19 protein-coding genes and 3 pseudogenes are annotated in these 23,460 nt (G+C 57.8%); 19 read left to right on the forward strand and 3 right to left on the reverse strand.

What is annotated here, in order from left to right; genetic code table 11:
• Positions 1–439: 439 nt before the first annotated feature.
• Entirely contained in the window at positions 440–1,660 is a 1,221-nt protein-coding gene (trfA, locus tag LBF07_RS24375; RefSeq protein WP_011114072.1) for a plasmid replication initiator TrfA, read from the reverse strand.
• A gap of 46 nt (positions 1,661–1,706) precedes the next feature.
• Positions 1,707–2,048 (reverse strand): single-stranded DNA-binding protein, encoded by a 342-nt coding sequence (locus tag LBF07_RS24380; RefSeq protein WP_000019167.1) that lies wholly within the window; start codon positions 2,046–2,048, stop codon positions 1,707–1,709.
• A 113-nt stretch (positions 2,049–2,161) separates the two neighbouring features.
• On the opposite strand from LBF07_RS24380, the gene LBF07_RS24385 reads away from it, so the two are divergent.
• The 5 genes and pseudogenes from LBF07_RS24385 to LBF07_RS24405 form a co-directional block, all read left to right on the forward strand.
• A complete protein-coding gene (locus tag LBF07_RS24385) occupies positions 2,162–2,524 on the forward strand; it encodes a transcriptional regulator (protein ID WP_010890126.1) in 363 nt (120 codons plus the stop codon).
• Between the two features lie 309 nt (positions 2,525–2,833).
• Entirely contained in the window at positions 2,834–3,796 is a 963-nt protein-coding gene (gene trbB / locus LBF07_RS24390; RefSeq protein ID WP_000132020.1) for a P-type conjugative transfer ATPase TrbB, read from the forward strand.
• 16 nt (positions 3,797–3,812) lie between these two features.
• Complete coding sequence (trbC, locus tag LBF07_RS24395) at positions 3,813–4,277, forward strand: conjugal transfer system pilin TrbC (protein WP_011114046.1); 465 nt, start codon at positions 3,813–3,815, stop codon at positions 4,275–4,277.
• A gap of 3 nt (positions 4,278–4,280) precedes the next feature.
• Positions 4,281–4,592: a conjugal transfer protein TrbD gene (locus tag LBF07_RS24400; RefSeq protein WP_001207961.1), complete on the forward strand. Its 312-nt coding sequence runs from the start codon at positions 4,281–4,283 to the stop codon at positions 4,590–4,592.
• Positions 4,589–5,860 (forward strand): annotated as a pseudogene (locus tag LBF07_RS24405) (conjugal transfer protein TrbE); the annotation flags it as partial. The gene LBF07_RS24400 and the pseudogene LBF07_RS24405, both read left to right, overlap by 4 nt.
• Here the strand turns inward: LBF07_RS24405 and LBF07_RS24410 are convergent.
• Positions 5,860–8,868 (reverse strand): Tn3 family transposase, encoded by a 3,009-nt coding sequence (locus tag LBF07_RS24410; RefSeq protein ID WP_012291341.1) that lies wholly within the window; start codon positions 8,866–8,868, stop codon positions 5,860–5,862. The pseudogene LBF07_RS24405 and the gene LBF07_RS24410 overlap by 1 nt on opposite strands.
• 163 nt (positions 8,869–9,031) lie before the next feature.
• On the opposite strand from LBF07_RS24410, the gene LBF07_RS24415 reads away from it, so the two are divergent.
• The 14 genes and pseudogenes from LBF07_RS24415 (at position 9,032) to trbL (ending at position 23,450) form a co-directional block, all read left to right on the forward strand.
• On the forward strand, positions 9,032–9,580 hold the full coding sequence (locus LBF07_RS24415; protein WP_025760443.1) for a recombinase family protein: 549 nt from the start codon (positions 9,032–9,034) through the stop codon (positions 9,578–9,580).
• A gap of 102 nt (positions 9,581–9,682) precedes the next feature.
• Positions 9,683–11,626, forward strand: a complete 1,944-nt coding sequence (locus tag LBF07_RS24420) for a site-specific DNA-methyltransferase (RefSeq protein WP_032490861.1) — start codon at positions 9,683–9,685, stop codon at positions 11,624–11,626.
• A complete protein-coding gene (locus tag LBF07_RS24425) occupies positions 11,619–11,846 on the forward strand; it encodes a hypothetical protein (RefSeq protein ID WP_224435159.1) in 228 nt (75 codons plus the stop codon). The genes LBF07_RS24420 and LBF07_RS24425 overlap by 8 nt, the downstream gene beginning before the upstream one ends.
• Positions 11,847–11,914: 68 nt before the next feature.
• A protein-coding gene (locus LBF07_RS24430) for an IS3-like element ISSen4 family transposase (protein ID WP_087451024.1) occupies positions 11,915–13,035 on the forward strand; the annotation gives its coding sequence in 2 pieces (ribosomal slippage) (positions 11,915–12,173 and positions 12,173–13,035; 1,122 coding nt in all).
• Positions 13,036–13,068: 33 nt separating this feature from the next.
• Complete coding sequence (locus LBF07_RS24435) at positions 13,069–15,219, forward strand: hypothetical protein (protein WP_224435165.1); 2,151 nt, start codon at positions 13,069–13,071, stop codon at positions 15,217–15,219.
• A 183-nt stretch (positions 15,220–15,402) separates the two neighbouring features.
• Positions 15,403–15,639 (forward strand): annotated as a pseudogene (locus LBF07_RS24440) (DUF1883 domain-containing protein); the annotation flags it as partial.
• Positions 15,640–15,760: 121 nt separating this feature from the next.
• Positions 15,761–17,086 (forward strand): annotated as a pseudogene (locus LBF07_RS24445) (conjugal transfer protein TrbE); the annotation flags it as partial.
• Positions 17,083–17,865, forward strand: coding sequence for a conjugal transfer protein TrbF (locus LBF07_RS24450; protein ID WP_006122481.1), 783 nt, complete (start codon positions 17,083–17,085; stop codon positions 17,863–17,865). The pseudogene LBF07_RS24445 and the gene LBF07_RS24450, both read left to right, overlap by 4 nt.
• A gap of 17 nt (positions 17,866–17,882) precedes the next feature.
• Entirely contained in the window at positions 17,883–18,782 is a 900-nt protein-coding gene (gene trbG / locus LBF07_RS24455; RefSeq protein ID WP_006122480.1) for a P-type conjugative transfer protein TrbG, read from the forward strand.
• A 2-nt stretch (positions 18,783–18,784) separates the two neighbouring features.
• Entirely contained in the window at positions 18,785–19,273 is a 489-nt protein-coding gene (locus LBF07_RS24460; protein WP_006122479.1) for a conjugal transfer protein TrbH, read from the forward strand.
• A gap of 4 nt (positions 19,274–19,277) precedes the next feature.
• Positions 19,278–20,699, forward strand: a complete 1,422-nt coding sequence (locus tag LBF07_RS24465) for a TrbI/VirB10 family protein (protein ID WP_172693339.1) — start codon at positions 19,278–19,280, stop codon at positions 20,697–20,699.
• A 20-nt stretch (positions 20,700–20,719) separates the two neighbouring features.
• Positions 20,720–21,484, forward strand: coding sequence for a P-type conjugative transfer protein TrbJ (gene trbJ / locus LBF07_RS24470; protein ID WP_010890135.1), 765 nt, complete (start codon positions 20,720–20,722; stop codon positions 21,482–21,484).
• Between the two features lie 9 nt (positions 21,485–21,493).
• Positions 21,494–21,721, forward strand: a complete 228-nt coding sequence (gene trbK / locus LBF07_RS24475; RefSeq protein ID WP_000644148.1) for an entry exclusion lipoprotein TrbK — start codon at positions 21,494–21,496, stop codon at positions 21,719–21,721.
• Between the two features lie 10 nt (positions 21,722–21,731).
• Complete coding sequence (gene trbL / locus LBF07_RS24480; RefSeq protein ID WP_027814021.1) at positions 21,732–23,450, forward strand: P-type conjugative transfer protein TrbL; 1,719 nt, start codon at positions 21,732–21,734, stop codon at positions 23,448–23,450.
• Positions 23,451–23,460 lie beyond the last annotated feature (10 nt).

Below are 23,460 nucleotides of genomic sequence, written 5' to 3' on the forward strand. Positions count from 1 at the left end.
CCTCGTAGCCTAGCGGCGAGGGCCACCGGCCCGGTGAGCGTCGGGAAGGCGCTGGAAGCCCGCCAGGGGCGAGACGGGCGGCCGTGGCCGCCTGGCTCGATGCGTAGCACGACATAGCCGGTTCTCGCGGCCGCCGGCCGGGAGAATCCCCCGCAGCTTGGCCCCTCAAATGTCAAAGAGTGGATCTCATCGTCGGAAGTGGCGATGCGAGATCCAGCGGCGGCCGTCATCGTCGGAACTGGCGATGGGGCCCTCGGGGCATCGTTGGATGTGGCGATGGTCGACCGTGGCCAGGACGTGGCCAGCCTCGCCGGAAGTGACGATGCTGCAGCTCGACGTGCGCGGGCTGGTGCGCGGTACTGCCTCGCCGGAAGTGGCGATGCTCGAGAAAAAAAGCCGCCTCGATCTCGGGCGGCTCCAGGGGAGGGCAGGGGGGCGATCACCGCTTGCAATGCACCAGGTCGTCGTTCACCCACGCACTTTCGACCAGGCCGTTTTCGCGCAGCTCGTCGCACGCTTCGCCTACCTGCTCGCGCCACTTCTTCGGCCGGGTGGAATCCGAGCCGCACATCAGCCGGAACGTCTCCAGCTTGAGCGGGTACGGCTCCTTGTGGGTGGCGAAGTAGTCGAACATGCGCCGCGCGGTGGGCGACAGCTTGCGGTACTTCTCCCACACGAATTTCGTGTAGTGGTCGCCGGCGAACAGCACCACGATTTCGGCGTCGATCTCGACCTGGCAGCGCGACGTGCGCTTGCCGCGATCCAGGACGCGGAAGCGCCGGATCAGCGACACCGATTCGAGCCGGCCGATGCGTTGGGATGAGAACTGCATGGCCGACGCCTGGAGCCGCGTCAGGCATTCCTCGGCCCTTGTGTAGTACCGACCGTTGATTGACCAGTCCAAGTCCTGGCAAAGCTCGTAGAACGTGAAGGAAACCGGCTCTCCGAGCGCGGTGCGCTTCGCGTACTCCAGCACCTGGGCGAATACCAGCTCGTCGTCGTCGGCGCGCAGCTCGATCCCGGTGTAGGTGATCTCCACGTCTTTGTTGACGTGGTAGATCGACTGGCCTTGCAGCGCGGCGCGCGGCACCTTCTTGTTGCGGACGGTGAAGATCGCCGACCGCCCGAAGTCGTTGGGCAGTGCCCGCATGTGATCCGGCCAGGGAGCCAGGTCGAACAGCGAGAGCTGCATGTCCTTGATCTGCTGCTTCGTGTGCTTGAGCAAGGCCGTCTGCTTGGCCTCGCTGACCTTCTCGGCCAGCTCACCGCCGGCCGTTCGCTTCTTGGTCGCCATCGCACTACTCCGTTTGTCCTGGGCCAGCGCGCCGATCTGCTCGGCCATCTTGTTCACGGCGGTGCGCGGTTCGGGCGGCAGGCCCATCGTGCGCGCAAGCTCGGCCGATTCCTGCGCCATGCGCTCGGATCGCTCGACGGCGGCACTTGCCGGCGTCGGTAGCTTCGGCGGCAAAGCCGCCTCGTTGTCGCCGGCCGTGGCCGGCAGCTCGAAGAGGGAACCGGCGGGGCGGAAGGCCCCGCCGGCGCTGCCCGAGTCCCTGCGAGCGGCGGCGGTACGGGCGGCAAGGTCGGTGGCGTCGGCTTCGCTAAGCCCGCCCTCGATGAGCTTGCGCCTGTATTCCTGCTCGTTGAACTCGTTCTGCATCTAATCTCCCTCCTAGCATACTGCCCGGCCGTGGCCGGGCCTGGCCTTACTGGCCGCCGCCTGGCGCTTTGGTGTCCAGGTATTCGATTTCCTCGGCGATGAAATCGAACCCGTATTCGGTCTTGCCGTCCTTCTCGTACTTCGTCGGCTCGATGCGGCCCTGGACGAACACCTTGGAGCCTTTGCCCAGGTACTTGCCCGCGTTCTCGGCCAGGCCGCCGAACGACTTGATGCGGAAGAAGTCCGTCTGCTCCTGCTTCGCACCGGCTGCGTTGCGCCACACGCGATTGACAGCCAGGTCGAAAACGGCGCGGGCGCTGTTTTCGCTATGGCGAACGTCGGTATCGCGGGTAAGATTACCGATAAACTGGAACAGGTTGTGGCTCATTCGTCATGCTCCTTTCGCTAATGGAGTCGTCAGTTTAGCTAAACCTGCGTCCGTGGTCAAGAACTTTAGCGGCTAAAATTTTCTGCCGCCCGCACCGAGAAGGCATACGGGCCTTGTACAACTACATCTTCTTCACGAACGTGCTCCGGCTGCTCGATGAGCGGCACATGACGAAAAAGGAGCTATCGGACAGGTCGGGGGTTTCGATCTCCTTCCTGTCCGATCTCACTACTGGCAAAGCCAACCCCTCCCTAAAGGTGATGGAGGACATTGCGCAGGCCCTTGAAACTCCCCTGCCGCTCCTGCTTGAATCGACCGACCTGGACAAAGAAGCCCTTGACGCCCTGGCCGGCGGCAAGGCACCCCGAAGCCTGCCGCCAGGCTTCGAGCGCGTGGCGGCCGTGCTGCCAGAACACCAGGCGTTCATCGTCAAGAAGTGGGGCGAAGCGACAAGGAAGAAACTTAGAGGGAGTTGACGCCAGGATGTGAGAAGGGAAGGGAAGCGGCGCGGAACTGAGCCACAAGAGCCAGCCAAGTTTTAGCCGCTAAAGCCCGCCGGGGTGGCTCAACCCCCGGACAACCCATAACGCAAACGCCACGGGTTCGGCGCGAGGGCGCACGGAGCATGCGCCGCGTTGTCGCCTCTTTCGCCCCTGCAATCCGCGATGCAACGTCGCGGCCGAAGTCACCCTTGTGCGCTTCGGTGTTGCGGTCGAAATTAGTTCGGTATATCGTATGCACCTGTGTAGAATGCGCGAAACGCAACGGCATACAGGGCATACGGAATGACCGACCAGAAACCAGAACACAACAGCATCAAGGAACGGGCGAAGAAGAAGCTCGAACGCGACATGGGGCCGGAGCTGCTGGCCGCCCTCAACGATCCCAAGACCGTTGAAATCATGCTCAACGCGGACGGCAAGCTCTGGCTCGAACGCCTGGGCGAGCCGATGAAGTGCATCGGCACGCTGCGCGTCGCGCAGGCGCAAGCCATCATCGAAACCATCGCGGGCTACCACGGCAAGGAAGTCACGCGCTCCAAGCCGATCCTGGAAGGCGAGCTGCCCCTTGATGGCAGTCGCTTCGCCGGCCAGCTCCCGCCGGTTGTGCCCGCACCCACCTTCGCCATTCGGAAGAAGGCCGTCGCCATCTTCACGCTCGATCAGTACGTCGAACGCGGAATCATGACCGCGCCGCAGCGCGAGGCATTGATTGCAGCGGTGCGCGCGCACCGGAACATCCTTGTGATCGGCGGCACCGGCTCGGGCAAGACCACGCTGGTGAACGCGATCATCAACGAGATGGTGATTCAAGACCCGACCGAGCGGGTTTTCATCATCGAGGACACCGGCGAAATCCAGTGCGCCGCCGAGAACTACGTCCAGTACCACACCAGCATCGACGTGAACATGACGGCGCTGCTGAAAACCACCCTCCGCATGCGCCCCGACCGAATCCTGGTCGGCGAGGTGCGCGGCCCCGAAGCCCTTGATCTGTTGATGGCCTGGAACACCGGGCACGAAGGAGGTGCTGCAACCCTGCACGCAAACAACGCCAAAGCTGGATTGGATCGGCTCGCCATGCTCATCAGCATGCACCCCGATTCCCCGAAACCCATTGAACCGCTTATCGGCGAGGCGGTTCACGTGGTTGTTCATATCGCCCGCGTCGAAGGCTCGCGGCGCATCCAGGAAATCTTGGAGGTTTCCGGGTTCGCCAACGGCCAGTACATCACCAAAACCCTCTGACTAGGAGTTACGACCAATGCAAGCAACCTTCCCGGCATTCCGCCTCAACCGCAACGCCCTGTTCTACATGGGCCTCTTCGCCCTCCTGGCGTTCTTCCTGCTGGCCCCCCAGCACGCATTCGCCTCCGAGGGCACCGGCGGCTCTCTGCCGTATGAGAGCTGGCTGACCAACCTCCGCAACTCCGTCACCGGCCCGGTGGCCTTCGCGCTGTCGATCATCGGCATCGTGGTCGCCGGCGGCATCCTCATCTTCGGCGGCGAACTCAACGGCTTCTTCCGCACGTTGATCTTCATCGTCCTGGTCATGGCCCTGCTGGTCGGCGCGCAGAACATGATGAGCACGTTCTTCGGCCGTGGCGCGGAAATCGCCGCCCTGACCGATGGCGCGCTGCACCAGGTCAAGGTCGCCGCGCTGGACGTGGCCGGCTTCCCCGGCGAAGCCGTCATGCGCTGGGCCGAGCGCGGCCACATCGCGGGGTAAGTCATGGCTCTGCGCGCGATCCCCATCCGTAGGGCCGGCAACCGAGAAAACCTGTTCATGGGCGGGGATCGTGAGCTGGTGATGTTCTCGGGCCTGCTGGCCGGCGCGCTGATTTTCAGCGCCCAAGAAGTGAGGGCAACGGTGTTCGGCATCGCCTTGTGGTTCGGCGCGCTCTTCGCGCTGCGCCTCATGGCGAAGGCCGATCCGAAGCTGCGACACGTGTACCTGCGGCACCGCCGGTACAAGCCGTACTACCCGGCTCGCAGCACGCCCTTCCGTGACAACACGCCGAGTCAAGGGAAGCAATACAAATGATCGAAGCAATCGCAATTGCCATTGCTGTGCTCGGTGCGGTTCTGTTGCTCATCCTCTTTGCCCGCATCCGGGCTGTCGATGCCGAGCTGAAGCTCAAGAAGCATCGCGCCAAGGATGCCGGCCTGGCCGATCTGCTCAATTACGCCGCCGTGGTCGATGACGGCGTGATCGTGGGCAAGAACGGCTCCTTTATGGCCGCCTGGCTGTACAAGGGGGATGACAACGCCAGCAGCACCGAGGAACAGCGGGAAATGGTGTCGTTCCGCATCAACCAGGCCCTGGCGGGCCTGGGGAACGGCTGGATGGTGCATGTCGATGCTGTGCGTCGGCCTGCGCCGAACTACTCGGAGCGGGGCGTGTCATCGTTCCCCGACTCCGTTTCCTTCGCCATTGACGAGGAACGCCGGCGCTTGTTCGAGGGCCTGGGCGCGATGTTCGAGGGCTACTTTGTCCTGACCGTCACGTGGTTCCCGCCAGTACTGGCCCAGCGCAAGTTTGTCGAACTCATGTTCGATGACGATGCGGTGGCTCCCGACCATACGGCGCGCACTACGGGCCTGATTGCGCAGTTCAAGCGCGAGATCACCAGCCTGGAATCGCGCCTGTCCTCGGCGGTCAAGATGACGCGCCTGCGCGGCCAAAAAGTCGTGTCGGAAGAGGGCAGGGAAGTCACGCACGATGACTTCCTGAGCTGGTTGCAGTTCTGCGTGACGGGCCTCCATCACCCGGTCATGCTGCCCAGCAATCCGATGTACCTCGATGCGGTAATCGGCGGGCAAGAGCTGTGGGGCGGCGTCGTGCCCAAGATCGGGCGCAAGTTCATCCAGGTGGTCGCCATCGAAGGCTTCCCCTTGGAGTCAACGCCTGGGGTGCTCTCGGCCCTGGCCGAGCTGCCCAGCGAATACCGCTGGTCGAGCCGCTTCATCTTCATGGATCAGCACGAGTCCTTGAAGCACCTGGACAAGTTCCGCAAGAAGTGGAAGCAGAAGATTCGCGGCTTCTTCGATCAGGTGTTCAACACGAATACCGGCTCGATCAACCAGGACGCGGCCGCGATGGTCGGCGACGCCGAGGCGGCCATCGCCGAGGTCAACAGCGGCTTGGTGGCGGCCGGCTACTACACCAGCGTGGTCGTGCTGATGGACGAGGATCGGGAGCGCCTGGCGGCCTCCGCGCTCCTGGTCGAGAAGGCCGTCAACCGCCTGGCCTTCGCGGCCCGTATCGAGACGATCAAGGGGTTTGAGGGCCAATGGAACGAAAACGTACGCTAAGAAGTTAATTCATTGTTTAAATTGAAATTTAGTTCTCTCAGTTCCCCCTTCAAAATATCCTCCGGTAGCGTAAACGTATAATGCCCCAGCATATTGATATGCCCGTGCATCAGTGGGGACAACCGGGCGATATCTTCAACCCCGATTTCTTCTCCATTACTGCGTATCCAGCTCAGGGCTTCCTGCATATAAAGTGTGTTCCACAGTACCACTGCGTTAGTGACCAGGCCCAGTGCCCCCAGCTGATCTTCCTGACCTTCACGATAGCGCTTTCTGATCTCACCGCGCTGCCCGTAGCAGATCGCCCTCGCCACAGCATGGCGGCCTTCCCCCCGGTTTAGCTGCGTCAGGATCCGCCGACGATAATCCTCATCATCAATATAATTAAGAAGGTACAGCGTCTTGTTGACGCGCCCCACTTCCATGATCGCCTGTGCCAGCCCTGATGGGCGCGAGCTTTTCAGCAAAGAGCGAATGAGTTCTGAAGCATGAATGGTGCCCAGTTTCAGCGAACCGGCGGTTCGCATCATCTCATCCCACTGATCCTCGGCTTTCGACAGATCGGCACAACCACGTGCCAGTTCGTCCAGTGCACCGTAATTTGCCGATTTATCCACTCGCCAGAATACCGCTTCACCGGCATCGGCAAGCCGGGGGGAAAACTGGTATCCCAGCAGCCAGAAGAGGCCAAAAATAATGTCGCTGGTACCGGCTGTGTCTGTCATGATCTCAACCGGATTCAGCCCTGTCTGCTGCTCCAGAAGGCCTTCCAGCACAAAAATGGAATCTCGTAATGTGCCGGGGACAACGATGCCGTGGAATCCAGAGTACTGATCAGAGACGAAGTTGTACCAGGTGATGCCACGTCCGGAACCAAAATATTTTCTGTTAGGTCCTGAATTGACGGTTTTCACCGGCGTGACAAAGCGCATGCCATCAGCTGAAGCCACTTCGCCACCACCCCAGCGGCCAGCAAGCTCCAGTGTGGACTGAAAATCAACCAGGCGGGCATTGGCGCTGACCAGCGTTTCTGCCCGGAGGTAATTCTGTTTTACCCAGCTAAGCCGGTGGCGCGTCAGCGCCGGTATATTGTGCTTTATCAGCGGTTCCAGCCCGATATTGCAGGCCTCTGCCATCAGGACCGCGCACAGGCTGATGTGCAGATCCTGTGCCCGGGCCCCGGATTCACTGACATGCGTAAACTCACGTGTAAATCCCGTTCTGGCATCTATTTCAAGCAACAGTTCCGTCAAATCTACTGGCGGGAGTAGCAGCCTTACCCGACTGTTGAGACGATGCAACGATGGTGGCTCCTCCAGTTTCTCCAGGCTGCTGATAGTCAGGGAAGGATGTTTACCGTCATGGCAAATATGAACCTCCGCATTTCCTTCAAAGCGGGATGCGACGGTTTTCCAGGTTTCATCTAGCTGGACCGCCAACTGTTGCACGCCTTTATGTCCATCAGTGGGATGTCCCAGCGCCCGGCAAACGGGGACCCGCTGAGCCTGCCATTCTTCCCCCTGCAACAGCTTCTCGCGGGGATTTCCCCAGCGATCGCTGTTTTCGAGCCAGATGTCCCTTCGACGTAGTGCATCCTGAAGGCGCTCCAGCAGACAAAGCGAGTAACCGGCACGCTGTATCCGGCCCTCCGCATCGTATACCAGGCGTTTCCAGGGGCCGGTAATAATATGTTCAGGCGCATTGTCCAGGATGCGCTTTTTCGAGCCGTTCAGTTCGGTCAGATAATGAATGGCGGACAACGTATGTTCTCCGGCTGGCGCTGCCTGGAAATGCAGGTCGCGCAATACCGCCGGAAGAAAGCGCTTTACCCGCCCGTACTGCTCCACCATTTCGTCATGGAAATTGTTGTTCTGAGGCCGGGCCAGCTCATTTACCTTGCTGACGGATTCTGCCAGCCTGCTTTTCGGTATGCTGTTGAATATGGTCTCCCTCAGTTCAGCATCGTCAGCCTGTTCATCCAGCAACAATGAACATGCCCGCGCCAATATTAGCGCAGCACGATCAAGATCTTTAAGCGTCCTGAGCCGTTTTTTCTGCCCCGTTTTCTTCGCCGCACGAGTGATATCCAGTATCAGCATATCGAGCACATCAACGGCCTCATCCAGCGCCGCAGTCTCCTGCGCTTTAACGAATGCTGTGAGTACGGCCAGTTTTCTCTGCTGTGGCATTCGCGCGATATATTTTACCGACGCCATGCCTGCGTAACGGGCCAAATTACGCAGTTGTATAGCAGGCAGACCGGTAAAATTCAGTCGGGAAAATTCCAGGTTTCGCAGCCGGATATATCGCTCCAGCGCTTCGGTAAATGCCGGGCCGCTGACGGTGACCGGTCCCTTTTTCAGTTGCTCCAGCGGTGAAGTACGCTGCCCCTCAGGAATGTCCAGAAGCTCCGTCACGCGGGCGGTCTGCCAGCTGTCCGGCAACGCGGCCAGTTTCTTCCACAGCCGCTGATTTGCCCGTTCGCGTATTTCACTGACGAGACGTACAAGTGTGGTTGCTCCGGGCAGCAGGACCTTATTCTGAAGCAGCCACGCGGTGGCAAAATCAAACATAAGGCCGGGTCGCTCATTACTGAGCCATGCGCGGGTGTACAGCAGGCGCTTCAGGCGGAAAGACCAGGGGAAATCGCCAAATTCATGGTAACCGTAATATTCCTTAATCAGCGCAGTATGCTCTCTGAGGGTGGTAACCCGTTCTGCGTAGCGGGTAAGGACTTCCGGACGGCGAATATTAAGCTGCACCGCGACAAATTGCTGAACACCTGGCAGAACCCGGGTTAAGTCTGTCAGAAAGGTGCCCAGAAAACGGGCGGTGGTGAGCTGAAGCGCAATTCCCAGCCGGTTATGCCTTCCCCGCCGCTGGTTAATGAAGGCAAGATCCCGCTCATCAAGATGAAAATAGCGCGCCAGCTGCACGTCATTGGGTTCTGCAACATAGCGACCATAATTCAGTTCCTGCTCAGTGGTCAGAAAATCGACGGGCATACCGGCCTCCCTGCCTGATGGTCATGAATTAACAATTTCGCAACCGTCCGAAATATTATGAATTATAAGACAGCATAAAACGGCAGGCATGGACTGTCTATTAAATCGTATTTTTGCCATAATAGACATACGGTGTCTGATATTCGATTTAAGGTACATTTTTATGCGACTTTTTGGTTACGCACGGGTATCAACCAGTCAGCAGTCTCTCGATATTCAGGTCAAGGCGCTCAAAGACGCGGGGGTGAAATTCAACCGCATCTTTACCGACAAGGCATCCGGCAGCTCTGCCGACAGGGAGGGGCTGGATCTGCTCCGTATGAAGGTGGAGGAAGGTGATGTCATTCTGGTCAAGAAACTTGACCGTCTTGGCCGCGACACTGCCGATATGATCCAACTGATTAAAACATTTGACGCCCAGGGCGTGGCTGTCCGGTTCATTGATGACGGGATTAGTACCGATGGGGAGATGGGGAAGATGATCGTCACCATTCTTTCAGCAGTAGCTCAAGCAGAGCGTACTCGCATCCTTGAACGAACAAATGAAGGAAGGTTAGAGGCCAAGTCTAAAGGGATTAAATTTGGCCGCAAACCAACAGTGGATAAAGCTAAAGTTCACTGTCTTCGTGAACAAGGTCTTGGCGCAACCAGCATATCCAGACAGTTAAAGATTGCACGTTCCACAGTCTACAAAATTCTCGCTACTACGTAGTGGTACACATGATGGAACGTCACTAGTAGGCTGAACACGATAGGAAATAACCTCGTATAAAGCTATGTCTACTGTTATTAGCATGAACGATAAAGGGCAATTATGGATTACGAACAACTGCCTAGGGCGGCACTGGTCCGAATGCTTCAAGAGCATGATGCGGCACTAGTCGACGCCGGTAAAAATGGCATCGTTATGAATTACACCGGCCGAACAGCTCCGTGGCAAATAATCAGACAGGTGAAGCCTAAGCTCTTCAGTATTATAAAAAAATATTCTTGTGGTGAAGAGCTTGCTCAGGCTGAAAATGAGATTTGGGATGGAGAAAATCTTTCCGCAATGGTCACTCTCTATAAATATAGAGGGCAGATTGATCTCGTACTGACAGACCCTCCCTACAATACCGGAGAGGATTTCCGTTATAACGACAAATGGGATAAAGATCCCAACGACCCTGATTTGGGCGATGTAGTTCCTAAAGACGACGGTTCGAAGCATAGCAAATGGTTGCGCTTCATGACCCCCAGAATTTGGATGATGAGGGAGATGCTGAAACCAGGTGGCGTGATGGCGATTTGTATCGATCATCGGGAACTTTTCCGCCTAGGAATGCTCATGGATGAGATATTTGGCGAGGATAATCGTTTAGCAATTATTAACTGGCAAAAGTCCGCGGCTGCGAGACCTGATAATAAACATGTCTCGACGGCAACCGAGTACGTACTGGTATACGGGAAAGATATAACCCGTGTACGGACGGCATCGCTCGCTCGTGGAGAGGCTGACAACAAGAGATACTCCAATCCAGACAACGACCCGGGAAACGACTGGCGTGAGGGAAATCTTACTGCAAAAAGTTATTCAGCTAAGGACGACTATGGTATCCAGTCTCCATTCACAGGAGTTGTGCATTACCCAGCTGGTAATGGTGCGTGGAGGCATCCTAAGAAGAATGTAAAAATATGGCTGAACGCTTGGGGACCTGAGTACGAAGAACGCGATATAGGAGATGGTCGTGGAAAAGCTTTGGTTGTTAAAGGCCAACAACCAGGAGCTATCGCGAGCTCAGTATCTAAGAAAGCATATGCCCGGCTTGCAAAAAATAACTGGCCATTTCTTTGGTTTGGCCGGGACGGTCTGGGTAGACCCCGCGTCAAAACTTATCTTGAACAAATAAAGAAAGGGAAAGTGCCCGTAACATACTGGTCAGATACCGATCTTGCCTCCGAAATCCTGACTGACATTGATTTAGGCTCTACATCTTGGGATTACTCGGAGTCGGGTCGATCTGCAGATGGTGTGGCCGAACTAACAGCTGTTGTTGGTCAAGGGCATGGTTTTTCTACCGTAAAACCTCTCAAATTGATGACCAAAATCATCCAACTCTGGTGTCGTCCGGACGGCATTGTTTTAGATCCATTTGCAGGTTCTGGAACTACGGGGCATGCAGTGCTTGAATTAAATAAAGAAGCCGATACAAATAGACGATTCATTTTAATTGAACAAGGCAATACTGAGAAAGGTGACCACTATGCAAAAACCCTCACAGCTGAGCGTGTAAAGCGTGTGATTTCAGGTGATTGGTCTAAAACTAAAAAAGAACCATTAGTGGGGGGATTTCGATTTATTGAGCTAAAGCGCGAAAAAATAGACGCTGATGCGGTGAATACGCTTGCTCGTGAGGAAATGATAGATCTATTACTCACAAGTTATTGGGATAAAGCAGAAAAAGCAAAGTCGTATCTCAGAAGGCTACCTACTCAGCCGAATCGGCATCTATTTGCGGTTAACTCGAAACAAGAAGGGTTCTTCTTAATTTGGGGGGCTCCAGATAAACCATCAGCCCTGACTAAAGCAGCATTCAGGGAAATAGCTGAAGAGTCTAGGCAGGCAGGTTTAGCCCCACATTATCATGTGTATGCTGCCCTTGCTCCATACACCGGTAGTAGTGTCGAATTTTATAAAATCCCAGATAGGGTTCTTGAGCACATAGGTTTCAGCCAGCGTCAGGACTCCTTCAATAATGAGAATGATACTGATGCCTGATTTTGAACTTAAAGTATTTCAAGCCGATGCTGCAAAGACAATCGTAGACCGCTACGCATTTTTCGCTGGGCATCCATATCGCCCTAGCAAAGGGCCAAAACCGCGACCATTTTTTCAGGCATTATCTGCACTTACAGGAGCAGGCAAGACACCAGTATTAGCACAAGCCGTTACCCTACTAAGATCTCATTTTTCTTCAGAACCCATAATATTCTGGTGACCTGCTCCCCGTTGATTAGTACACCCCGATGTTAGTAATGTCTTCATAAGCCACATGAGGACATCCCCATGAAGAAGCGTTTTTCCGACGAACAGATCATCAGTATTCTCCGCGAAGCCGAAGCTGGGGTACCCGCCCGTGAACTCTGCCGCAAGCATGCCATTTCCGATGCCACGTTTTACACCTGGCGTAAGAAGTATGGCGGTATGGAGGTGCCTGAAGTTAAGCGCCTGAAGTCGCTTGAGGAAGAGAACGCCAGACTCAAGAAGCTGCTTGCCGAAGCCATGCTGGATAAAGAGGCGCTTCAGGTGGCTCTTGGGCGAAAGTACTGACGACAGACCAGAAGCGGGAAGCCGTGATGTTGATGTGTGATGCGACCGGTCTGTCGCAACGTCGTGCCTGCAGGCTTACAGGTTTATCCCTGTCGACCTGCCGCTATGAGGCTCACCGTCCGGCTGCTGATGCGCATTTATCAGGGCGCATCACTGAGCTGGCACTGGAGCGCAGGCGTTTTGGCTACCGTCGTATTTGGCAGTTGCTGCGCCGTGAAGGGCTTCATGTTAATCATAAGCGCGTGTACCGGCTTTATCACCTCAGTGGCCTGGGCGTAAAACGCAGAAGACGTCGTAAAGGGCTGGCAACAGAACGTCTGCCGCTGCTCCGTCCGGCGGCGCCCAATCTGACCTGGTCGATGGATTTCGTCATGGACGCACTTTCCACCGGTCGCAGGATCAAGTGTCTTACCTGCGTCGATGATTTCACAAAGGAATGCCTGACGGTCACTGTTGCCTTTGGGATTTCAGGCGTTCAGGTCACGCGTATTCTGGACAGCATTGCACTGTTTCGAGGCTATCCGGCGACGATAAGAACTGACCAGGGGCCGGAGTTCACTTGCCGTGCACTGGATCAATGGGCCTTTGAGCATGGTGTTGAGTTGCGCTTAATCCAGCCGGGCAAGCCAACGCAGAACGGATTTATTGAGAGCTTTAACGGACGATTTCGCGATGAATGTTTGAATGAGCACTGGTTCAGCGATATCGTTCATGCCAGGAAAATTATTAATGACTGGCGGCAGGATTATAACGAATGCCGCCCGCACTCCACGCTGAATTATCAGACACCGTCTGAATTTGCAGCGGGCTGGAGAAAGGGTCATTCTGAGAATGAAGATTCCGACGTTACTAACTGAGTGTTGTATCTAATCGTGGGGGCAGGTCACTGGATGTCTAAAGCGAAGTCAGTAGTTGCTCAGACCTATTCTAACTTTAGTGCAGGTGGAAAATATTCAGAAATCGTAGATGGTTTTCGTATCATAAATATAGCTCAGCTAACTCCTATGCATATCGAAGATGGGAGCACACCTTTGATGATCATGGCCACTACTGGTCTTTTTAATAACAGAGATCAATCTGAGGGGGCTTTAAATATATATAAGAAAGATGCTGATCTATTCGGCGATTCATCTCCATGGGAGCGACTTATTGCACGAAAAACAGGTGCTAAACGGCGCCCATTATTAATTGTGTATGATGAGGGACATAATCTTTCTGAGCAGCAAACAGAAATTTTATCTGAATTGGAACCTGATGCATATTTGCTTGCAAGTGCGACTTTAAAGTTGCCAGCTAATTTTCATAAGGCTGTTATCCAACCGATAAAGCTTTGGGCTGAAGAAGCCTCTAATGATTATGAGCGCTTTGCGGAACTTAGTGCACTCGGGGCTGATGGTAGCCCTGATGCACAGTTATTCGTTACGACAGCCATTAGCAGTGAAAAAGTTGTTAGCGCCGAGTTGGTTAAAAAAGCTATTCAATTTGACGGCACTACCGGGGCAATGGAAAAATCACTTGATGATCTTCATAAAAGATTAGAATTGATAAAAGCTGAGATTTCCGAGCGAGGTCTTGGATTCAGTCCAAAAGCCATATACGTGTGCAAAACAAACATTGCTGATGACGGCGAAAAAGATGATCACTCCAAGCCATTCATGCATCGGAAAGCACCTCCTATTCGTATTTGGCGTTATTTGGTCGAAGAGAAAGGTATCCCCCCAAATGAAATTGCGATTTATGCAAACTTGTCTTTCTTGGATGGGAACAAGCCAGCGGAGGTCAATCTTTTCTCAAAGGGAGAGAATGATTTTGAGGATTTTCAGGCTGGTAATTTCAAACATATAATCTTCAACCTCTCTCTTCAGGAGGGATGGGATGACCCTGCTTGTTACCTTGCTTATATAGATAAAAGCATGGGGTCGTCAATCCAAGTAGAGCAGATCATCGGCCGTGTTCTTAGGCAATATGGCGCACGTCATTATGATAATCAGTTAATTAATTCTGCACACTTCTTTCTCCGTGTTGACAATCAAAGTGTATTTTCCTCGGCAATAAATGCCGTAAAGGATAAGCTAAAAGCTGAGGGTGCACCTATTGAAATAGTGGATAATTTTAGCGGTACTGCAGGCACTGCTGAAGATCTTAATTTAAAAGATGGCATGGATGTTAAACTCCATCACGTACATGTTGATGCTAGCGATGCGTGTATTCGAATAGCCGAAATTCTAAGCGATTTTCCTACGTTCGTCGAAGGGAGTGCAGATACTCAGGGACAAGCTCATATTGCAACACAGCTCGTCGAGCTTGACGCATTGGGGCGAGATAGTAAAGCAACTGAGTGGACGCCTGAAGGCAATACAAACCCCGTTCGGTTAAGGTGGTTGATTAATACAGCTATACGGACACGGTCAAATAGAGCACTTGCTATAACTGATCTTAAACATCCTAAATTTGATGTTAGAGTTCAGATACATAGTTCTGCCGCAAGGTATGCAGATAAGTTAGCTGCTGAAATAGTTTCAGCATATTATGATAACTCTGAGCTGGCATATGAAAGCGATTCTCCGTTTCAATTTGGTGTTATTCGAGTTCCTCGTAACGCTACTCACTTTGAGCATTCATTATATGAAAAGTACTCAGGACTTAATAAGTTCGAGGCTCCTTTTGCTGAGGCTTTAGATAGGTCTGGTTACCCTTGGCACAGAAACCTGAGCAGTGGCGGTTTTCATATCCCACTATTGACAGAGGGTGATACAAGCTCATTTTATCCAGACTTTTTAGTATGGAAGTCAGACCTTGTCTATTGCCTTGATACCAAGGGGGGCCATCTATTGACTGATGCCGTAGCGCGCAAGCTTTTTAATATTCATGAAGATGGTCGGAGTAAGATTCTAGTGAGATTTATCACAGAAGGAAAGCAGACAGAGCTGCGCGGCAAAGCAACAAAGGGAGGATATACTGTATGGAAAATGAAATCTGGGCATCCTACCCCAATTTATGTGGCGGATTTAGACAAAGCTGTTAGGGAATGTCTAAAATAGCGAAGCCATAGCATAGAATTTTTAATGGCATTATGATCAGGACATAAAGGACTTCATGCAGGGAAAAAATATCCCAAAAGAAACTGGTCATGTCAGCACACCAAAGGATCCTCGCCGGATCCTTTGGTTTTTCTCAGCCACAATTGCTTAACGTGAGTTTTCGTTCCACTGAGCGTCAGACCCCTAGTTTTGTCTCCGGCGTTTATAAGCAAAGGTTGGACAAATTATGAACTTGATGGAATCGTCACTCGTGCTATTTCTGGTGAGCAAATATTGCTTCCCATATGGCATAATATTACAAAACAAGAAGTTGTCGATTTTAGTCCATCATTAGCAGACAAAGTTGCTCGTAGTACTGCAACTCATACAATCGATGAAATTGCTCATGAGATAGCCGAGCTACTGCATTCTCGTGGTTAATGTTTATCGAAATTCAAATAGCAAAAAAAAAGGATCAATCAGCGATCCTTTTTTTATTTTTATGAATATCAATAAATTACATTCTTAACGTACGTTTTCGTTCCATTGGCCTTCAAACCCCATCAACACGCTCGATGCGTACCTGGGCAGCTTGCCCGGCCACGGCGTCGAGAACGTGCGCCGGCCGCTCATCAACACGATGAACCTGGCCGACCTGCTGCCGACAAGCTCGATCTGGACGGGCAGCGCCACGGCTCCGTGCCCGATGTACCCGCCGCTGTCGCCGGCGCTCATGCACTGCGTGACGGTGGGCGCTACGCCGTTCCGCCTGAACCTGCACGTGCGCGACCTGGGCCACACCTTCATGTTCGGCCCGACCGGCGCAGGCAAATCGACGCACCTGGGCATCATCGCCGCGCAGCTCCGTCGCTACGCCGGCATGTCGATCTACGCCTTCGACAAGGGCATGTCGATGTACCCACTCGCGGCCGGCATCCGCGCGGCCACGAAGGGCAAGAGCGGCCTGCATTTCACGGTGGCCGCCGACGATGACCGCCTGGCGTTCTGCCCGCTCCAGTTCCTCGAAACGAAGGGGGATAGGGCCTGGGCGATGGAGTGGATCGACACCATCCTGGCGTTGAACGGCGTCAACACCACGCCGGCGCAGCGCAACGAGATCGGCAACGCGATCATGAGCATGCACGCCAGCGGCGCGCGCACGCTCTCCGAGTTCTCGGTGACGATTCAGGACGAGGCGATCCGCGAGGCCATCAAGCAGTACACGGTGGACGGCTCGATGGGCCACCTGCTCGACGCCGAAGAGGACGGCCTGTCGCTGTCCGACTTCACGGTGTTCGAGATCGAAGAGCTGATGAACCTGGGCGAGAAGTTCGCGCTGCCGGTGCTGCTCTACCTGTTCCGCCGCATCGAGCGCGCACTGAAAGGCCAGCCCTCCGTCATCATCCTGGACGAAGCCTGGTTGATGCTGGGCCACCCCGCGTTCCGCGCCAAGATCAGGGAATGGCTCAAGGTGCTGCGCAAGGCCAACTGCCTTGTGCTGATGGCGACGCAAAGCCTCTCCGACGCGGCCAACTCGGGCATCTTGGACGTGATCGTGGAATCGACCGCGACCAAGATTTTCCTGCCCAACGTCTACGCCAGGGATGAGGACACATCGGCGCTCTATCGCCGTATGGGCCTCAACGCGCGTCAGATCGAAATCCTGGCGACTGCCATTCCGAAGCGTCAGTACTACTACGTCTCGGAGAACGGCCGCCGTCTCTATGACCTTGCCCTGGGGCCGATGGCCCTGGCCTTCGTCGGTGCGTCCGACAAGGAATCGGTCGCCACCATCAAGAGCCTCGAAGCCAAGTTCGGCCACGAATGGGTGCATGAGTGGCTGGCCGGCCGTGGGCTGAATCTCAACGACTACCTGGAGGCCGCATGAGCATCGCCGACACCCTCAAGGGCTTGATCTTCAAGAAGCCCGCCAACTCCGCCGAGCCGCGCGATCCGCGCCGCTCGAAGGAACCGCTCGCCGGCGGCCGCCGTGCGGGCGAGGCCGAGAACCCCTACCTGGCCGCGCGCCGCACCTGGAACGATCACGTGGGCGGCGTCGTCTCGCAGCGCCAAACCTGGCAGGTGATCGGCATCCTGTCGCTGTTGATCGCGCTGGCCGGCGTGGGTGGCGTGATCCACATCGGCAGCCAGTCGAAGTTCATCCCCTACGTGGTTGAGGTGGACAAGCTGGGCCAGACGGTGGCCGCCGGCCCGGTGCAGGCCGCAGGGAAGGCCGATCCGCGTGTCATCCACGCCGCCGTTGCGGACTGGATGAGCTGCGCGCGCATGGTGTCGCCTGACGTGGCCTTGCAGCGCAAGTGCGTGTTCAAGGCGTACTCGATGCTCGCCCCCAACGATCCGGCGACGCCAAAGATGAACGAGTGGTTGAACGGCACGCCCGATTCCAGCCCGTTCAAGCGCGCCGAGAAGGAAATGGTCAGCGTCGAGATCAAGACCGTCATCCCGCAAACGCCCGACACCTGGCAAGTCGAGTGGGTGGAAACCACGCGCGACCGCCAAGGCACGCTGAAAGGTCAGCCCGTCACCTGGCGCGCGCTCGTGACTACCTACATCGCCGAGGTCACGCCCAACACCACCGATGAGCAACTGCGGAACAACCCGTTGAGCATCTACGTGCGTGATTACTCCTGGTCCCGCATCCAATGAATTCGAGGTCATCCACCATGAAGAAAACCCTCTCCGCTTTGATCGTGGGCGCTGCTGTGGCGGTGCCCTCCCTGGCTCTGGCCGCCCCTGGCGACGACATTGCCGACAAGTATTTCAACAAGACCAACCCGACGCTGACCGCTCAAGAGCGCGCGGCGCTCGCCATCGCCAAACGGTGGGAAGCGGGGTCGGCGACGGGCATCAAGCCGGTGGCCGGCTCGGGCGGTGCCATCAAGTTCGTGTACGGCGCGCAGCAGCCGAGCATCGTTTGCGCGGTGCTCCAGGTGTGCGACGTGGCCTTGCAGCCCGGCGAACAAGTGAACTCGATCAACCTGGGCGACACGGCCAGGTGGACGGTGGAACCGGCCATCACCGGCAGCGGCGCGACCGAGGTTCAGCACCTCATCATCAAGCCGATGGACGTGGGCCTCGAAACCAGCCTGGTTGTGACCACGAACCGCCGCAGCTACCACTTCCGCCTGCGCTCGCATCGCACCGAGTACATGCCGCAAGTCTCGTTCACGTACCCCGAGGAAGCGCAAGCCAAGTGGGACGCGATCCAGCGCCGCGAGAAGCAGGAACGCACCGACAACACCCTGCCGGCGACGGGCGAGTACCTGGGCGATCTCTCGTTCGACTATGAGCTGTCCGGGTCGGCGAGCTGGAAGCCTGTGCGCGTCTACAACGATGGCCGCAAGACCATCATCGAAATGCCCGGCACGATGCAGCAGACCGAAGCGCCGACGCTCCTGGTCGTGCGCAAAGAGGGCGGCTTGTTCACCGACGACGAAACGGTGCTGGTCAATTACCGCGTGCAGGGCAATCGCTACATCGTGGACACGGTGTTTGACCGCGCGATCCTGATTGCCGGTGTTGGCAGTAGCCAAGACCGCGTGACCATCAGCCGGAGGAAGTGACCATGCGCAAGATCGTCTCTCTCGCGCTGCTCGCCCTCGCCCTGGGCCTCGGCGGCTGCGCAACCACCAGCCAGTACGGCAACTTCGTCCAGTCGGCCGCGCTCGATCAGCAGAAGCTCGCCACCGACGCGGTGCAGCAGCTCGCCACGCTGTACGCGCCGGCGCGCACGCGCCTGGAGCTGCAACAGCCGACGCCCGATCCGTTCGGCCAGGCGCTCGTCAAGTCGCTGCGCGACAAGGGCTATGCCCTCCTGGAGTACGCCCCGGCCGGCGCTTCCACGCAGGCCCCGGCCTCGGCGGCATCGCAGGCGAGCGCACCGGCCACCACGGCCGCGTCGGGCGGCCTGCCGTTGCGCTACGTGCTCGACCAGGCTGGCGACTCGAACCTGTACCGCCTGACCTTGATGGTCGGCAATCAATCCATCACCCGCCCTTACCTGGCGCAAAACGGCACGTTCGCGCCGGCCGGGTACTGGGTGCGCAAGGAGTGACGCCATGACAGAAAACGCCGATCAGATGGCACCTGACGCTTCGCCTGGCGAAGTGTCCAAGAAGGCGGGCGTCCGTCGCGTCAACAACATGCCCATGTACATCCTCGGCGGCGTCCTGCTGTCGTTCGTGCTGGTCATGGCCCTGGTCGCGGCGGATCGCGCGGCCAAGCAGAACGCGCCGGCGGACGGCCCCAAGGAGAAGGCCGGCAACACGTCGATGTTCGCCAAGGAGATCGCAGGCGACAAGACCGGCGGCTTGATCGAGCCGGCAAGCCCGCTCAAGGTGCCCGACATGCCGACCGGCCCGGCGTCGGCTCCGCTGGAGATCGCGCGGCCGTCCAACCCGGACGCGCCGCCGGCCCCGCCGGCCAACCCCGGCAACCCGGGCCAGCCGGTGAACGACGACGAGGCCCAGCGCATCCGCATGGCGAAGATGCAGATGTTCGGCGAAGCCGTGAAGGCCAAGACCACCGTGCGCGTGGATGCCCCGCGTAGCAACGGCTCCGCGCCGGGTGGCCCGAGCACCTACACCGGCACGCCGCAGACGCGCGATGAAATGCTGAACCGCATCGCAGCGGTGCAGCAGCAAATCGACGCGCAGCGCAGCAACGATCCGACCGCCGCCTATCAAGCACGCCTGGCGCAGATTCGCGGCATGGGCGTCGGTGGTGGCGGCGCGGCTCCGGCCGCCGGCGGCATGGGCGCGGGCGGTGCGCCGCAGCTCCTGCAAACCTCGACCAGCGGCGGCGGGCGCAACAGCATGGCGCAGTTCGGCCAAGGTGGGCAGGGCGACCGCTGGAAGCTGGATTCGCAGCCGGAAGCGCCGCGCACACCGTTCGAGCTGCGCGCGGGCTTCGTCGTGCCGGCCACGCTCATTTCGGGCATCAACTCCGATCTGCCGGGCCAAATCATGGCCCAGGTCGCGCAGGACGTGTACGACACACCGACCGGCAAGCACCTGTTGATCCCGCAGGGATCGCGCCTCGTCGGCTCGTATTCGAGCGACGTGGCCTACGGCCAAGCGCGCGTGCTGGTTGCGTGGCAACGCATCGTGTTCCCCGATGGCAAGGCGATGGACATTGGCGCGATGCCAGGCGCGGACAGCGCGGGATACGCGGGCTTCCACGACCAGGTGAACAACCACTATGTGCGCCTGTTCGGCTCGGCCTTCCTCATGTCCGGCGTGACAGCAGGCATCACCTACAGCCAACGCCAGAACCAGGCCACAAACACCTATGGCGCACCGAGCGCCAGCAGTGCCCTAAGCGAAGCCCTCGGCCAGCAGCTCGGCCAGGTTACGGCGCAAATCATCGCCAAGAACCTGAGCATTTCGCCGACGCTGGAAATTCGGCCGGGGTATCGCTTCAACGTCGTGGTCACGAAGGACATGACGTTTTCCAAGCCGTACCGTTCCTTCGATTACTAACGCCATAGGAGAAAAGCACCATGAAGCCGAAGTTTTTAGCCGCTAAATTGGCCCTCGTCATTGCTGTTTCGAGCACGCTGGCGGTCACACCTGTGCAGGCTGGCATCCCCGTCATCGACGGCACCAACCTGTCGCAGAACATCATGACGGCCATCGAATCGGTGGCCCAGACGCTCAAGCAAATTGAGCAGTACAGCACCCAGCTCCAGCAGTATCAAAACCAACTCCAGAACACGATGGCCCCGGCCGCGTATATCTGGGATCAGGCGCAATCGACCATCAACGGGTTGATGAACGCGGTCAACACGCTGGATTACTACAAGACCCAACTCGGCAGCCTGGACAGCTACATCGGCAAGTTCCAGGACGTGAACTACTACAAGAACTCGCCGTGCTTTACGGCGGCAGGGTGCTCCGACGCGGAACGCGCAGCACTTCGGAATGTGGCCCAGCTCGCGAGCGAGTCGCAGAAGAAGGCCAACGATGCCTTGTTCAAGGGCCTCGATAGGCAGCAAACGAATCTCACGGCCGATGCAGCGACGTTGCAGCGTCTTCAATCGGCAGCGCAGGGCGCGCAGGGCCAAATGCAGGCCATCGGCTACGCCAACCAGCTCGCCAGCCAGCAGGCCAACCAGCTCTTGCAGATTCGTGGCCTGCTGATCGCGCAGCAGAACGCGATGGCAACCAAGATGCAGGCCGACGCCGACAAGGAAGCCCAGCAGGCGGCAGCGGCCGCACAACTGCGCCAGGGCAGCTACCGGGCCAGCCCGGCGCGCACCTGGTAAGGGGGATTCATGAAAGCAATCAAGGCTCTGTCCTTGGCCTCGGCCGCCCTCGTGGCGGCCTTGGTCGCCGGCTGCGACAACAAGCCGGCCACGGCCCCCATGCCGGAAGTGAACGACGAGAACTGCAAGCCCGAGAACATCGCCAAGATCGAGGACAAGGGCGTCCAGCAGGCTTTTTCGTCGCTGTGCTTGCGTCGTGGTGGGGATTTCAAGCCCAGCCCGAAACGCGAATGGTGAGGTGCTGACGATGAGAATGCCAGCCAATCTAAAAACCCTCGCCCTGCCGCTGTTCGTCTGGCTGGCGTTCTTCGCGGTCGATGCCCACGCGGCCATCGACAACGCCGGCGTGTTCGATAGCGTGCTGGATCGCTACCAGGCCGCCGCGAGCGGCTGGGCCGGTGTCATCACCACGGCCGCAACCTGGCTCTTCTGGACGCTGGTTGTGATCTCGATGGTCTGGACGTTCGGCATGATGGCCTTGCGCAAGGCCGACATTGGCGAGTTCTTCGCGGAGTTCGTCCGCTTCACGATCTTTACCGGCTTCTTCTGGTGGGCGCTGACCAACGGCCCTAACTTCGCCTCGTCCATCTATGCGTCGTTGCGGCAGCTCGCCGGCAACGCGACGGGCCTGGGCAATGCTCTGTCGCCCTCGGGCATCGTGGACGTGGGCTTTGCGATCTTCGACAAGGTGATGGATCAGTCCTCGGTGTGGTCGCCGGTGGACAGCATGGCCGGCATCCTCATGGCCGTGGCGATCCTGGTCATCCTGGCCCTGGTCGGTGTGAATATGCTTCTGCTGCTCGCGTCGGGCTGGGTGCTCGCCTACGGCGGCGTGTTCTTCCTCGGCTTCGGTGGTTCGCGCTGGACTTCCGACATGGCGATCAACTACTACAAGGTCGTCCTGGGCGTGGCCGCGCAGCTCTTCGCAATGGTGCTCCTGGTGGGCATCGGCAAGACCTTCCTCGATGACTACTACTCGCGCATGAGCGCCGGCATCAGCCTCAAGGAAATGGGCGTGATGCTGATCGTCGTCATCATCCTCTTGGCGTTGGTCAACAAGATTCCGCCGCTCATCGCCGGGATCATCACCGGCGCGAGCGTGGGCGGTGCCGGCATCGGCCAGTTCGGTGCAGGCGCTGCGTTGGGTGCCGCAGGCATGGCAGCAGCAGCGGCCGCGACCGGCGGCGCCGCTCTGGCCGCCGGCGCAGCCTCGGCCGCCGGTGGTGCCTCTGCCGTCATGGCCGCCTTCTCGAAGGCCAATGAGAACGTGTCGGCAGGCACGGACGTTATGTCGGCCTTCTCGGGCGGCGGCAGCTCGGGCGGCGGTGCGGGCGGCGGCGGCGACGCCGGCACCGGCAGCACGCCCTTCGCTCAGGCTGCGGGCTTTAGCGGCAGCTCCGGCGGTGGCTCTTCGTCGGGTGGCGGCAGCCCCTCGACCGGCAGCAGCTCGGGCAGCTCGAAGGGCGGCGATAAGGGCGGCGGCAAAGCCGACGCCGGCGGCCAGGGCAGCAGCTCGACGGCCAGCACCGGCAGCAGTGCCGACAAGGCCGCCAAGAACGAACCCAAGCCCGCCGGCGGGGCAGGGCAAGGGCAGCAGGCCGCACCGGGCAGCACCGGCCCCGGCTTGCTCGCATCGGCCGCATCGGCCCTCGGCACGGCCGGCCGCATCGCCGCCGACGCCGGCGCGAACTTGGCGAAGGGAACCGCCGATGTTGCCAAGGCCAAAGCCGCGAGGCTGCGCGAAGCCGCAGCCGAGCGGATCGCCGACACCACTGGCGGAAAGATCGCCGCCGCGATCAAGGCGCAAGGAAGCGGCACGGCCGAGAACATCGACGTGCCCGACCAGCAGCCCGCGCCGAGCTTCGGCGACAACAGCCTGGCAGGCGGCCCCGCCGATGCCGATCCCGAGTCCGAAGTAGCTGCGTTCGCCAACCGCGAGCAAGGCCGCGACGGCACAACTGCGTAACCAAGGAGAG

The organism is Enterobacter cloacae complex sp. ECL352 (genome assembly GCF_020149545.1).
In the GTDB taxonomy this organism is placed as follows: Bacteria; Pseudomonadota; Gammaproteobacteria; order Enterobacterales; family Enterobacteriaceae; genus Enterobacter; species Enterobacter asburiae_B.

Coding starts and splice junctions, on each gene's coding strand:
- trbB (WP_000132020.1), top strand. CDS start 2,834: ATGACCGACCAGAAACCAGAACACAACAGCATCAAGGAACGGGCGAAG.
- LBF07_RS24425 (WP_224435159.1), top strand. CDS start 11,619: ATGCCTGATTTTGAACTTAAAGTATTTCAAGCCGATGCTGCAAAGACA.
- trbC (WP_011114046.1), top strand. CDS start 3,813: ATGCAAGCAACCTTCCCGGCATTCCGCCTCAACCGCAACGCCCTGTTC.
- LBF07_RS24410 (WP_012291341.1), bottom strand. CDS start 8,868: ATGCCCGTCGATTTTCTGACCACTGAGCAGGAACTGAATTATGGTCGC.
- LBF07_RS24460 (WP_006122479.1), top strand. CDS start 18,785: ATGCGCAAGATCGTCTCTCTCGCGCTGCTCGCCCTCGCCCTGGGCCTC.
- LBF07_RS24420 (WP_032490861.1), top strand. CDS start 9,683: ATGGATTACGAACAACTGCCTAGGGCGGCACTGGTCCGAATGCTTCAA.
- trbL (WP_027814021.1), top strand. CDS start 21,732: ATGAGAATGCCAGCCAATCTAAAAACCCTCGCCCTGCCGCTGTTCGTC.
- LBF07_RS24380 (WP_000019167.1), bottom strand. CDS start 2,048: ATGAGCCACAACCTGTTCCAGTTTATCGGTAATCTTACCCGCGATACC.
- trbK (WP_000644148.1), top strand. CDS start 21,494: ATGAAAGCAATCAAGGCTCTGTCCTTGGCCTCGGCCGCCCTCGTGGCG.
- trbG (WP_006122480.1), top strand. CDS start 17,883: ATGAAGAAAACCCTCTCCGCTTTGATCGTGGGCGCTGCTGTGGCGGTG.
- LBF07_RS24400 (WP_001207961.1), top strand. CDS start 4,281: ATGGCTCTGCGCGCGATCCCCATCCGTAGGGCCGGCAACCGAGAAAAC.
- LBF07_RS24435 (WP_224435165.1), top strand. CDS start 13,069: ATGTCTAAAGCGAAGTCAGTAGTTGCTCAGACCTATTCTAACTTTAGT.
- LBF07_RS24450 (WP_006122481.1), top strand. CDS start 17,083: ATGAGCATCGCCGACACCCTCAAGGGCTTGATCTTCAAGAAGCCCGCC.
- LBF07_RS24415 (WP_025760443.1), top strand. CDS start 9,032: ATGCGACTTTTTGGTTACGCACGGGTATCAACCAGTCAGCAGTCTCTC.
- trfA (WP_011114072.1), bottom strand. CDS start 1,660: ATGCAGAACGAGTTCAACGAGCAGGAATACAGGCGCAAGCTCATCGAG.
- trbJ (WP_010890135.1), top strand. CDS start 20,720: ATGAAGCCGAAGTTTTTAGCCGCTAAATTGGCCCTCGTCATTGCTGTT.
- LBF07_RS24465 (WP_172693339.1), top strand. CDS start 19,278: ATGACAGAAAACGCCGATCAGATGGCACCTGACGCTTCGCCTGGCGAA.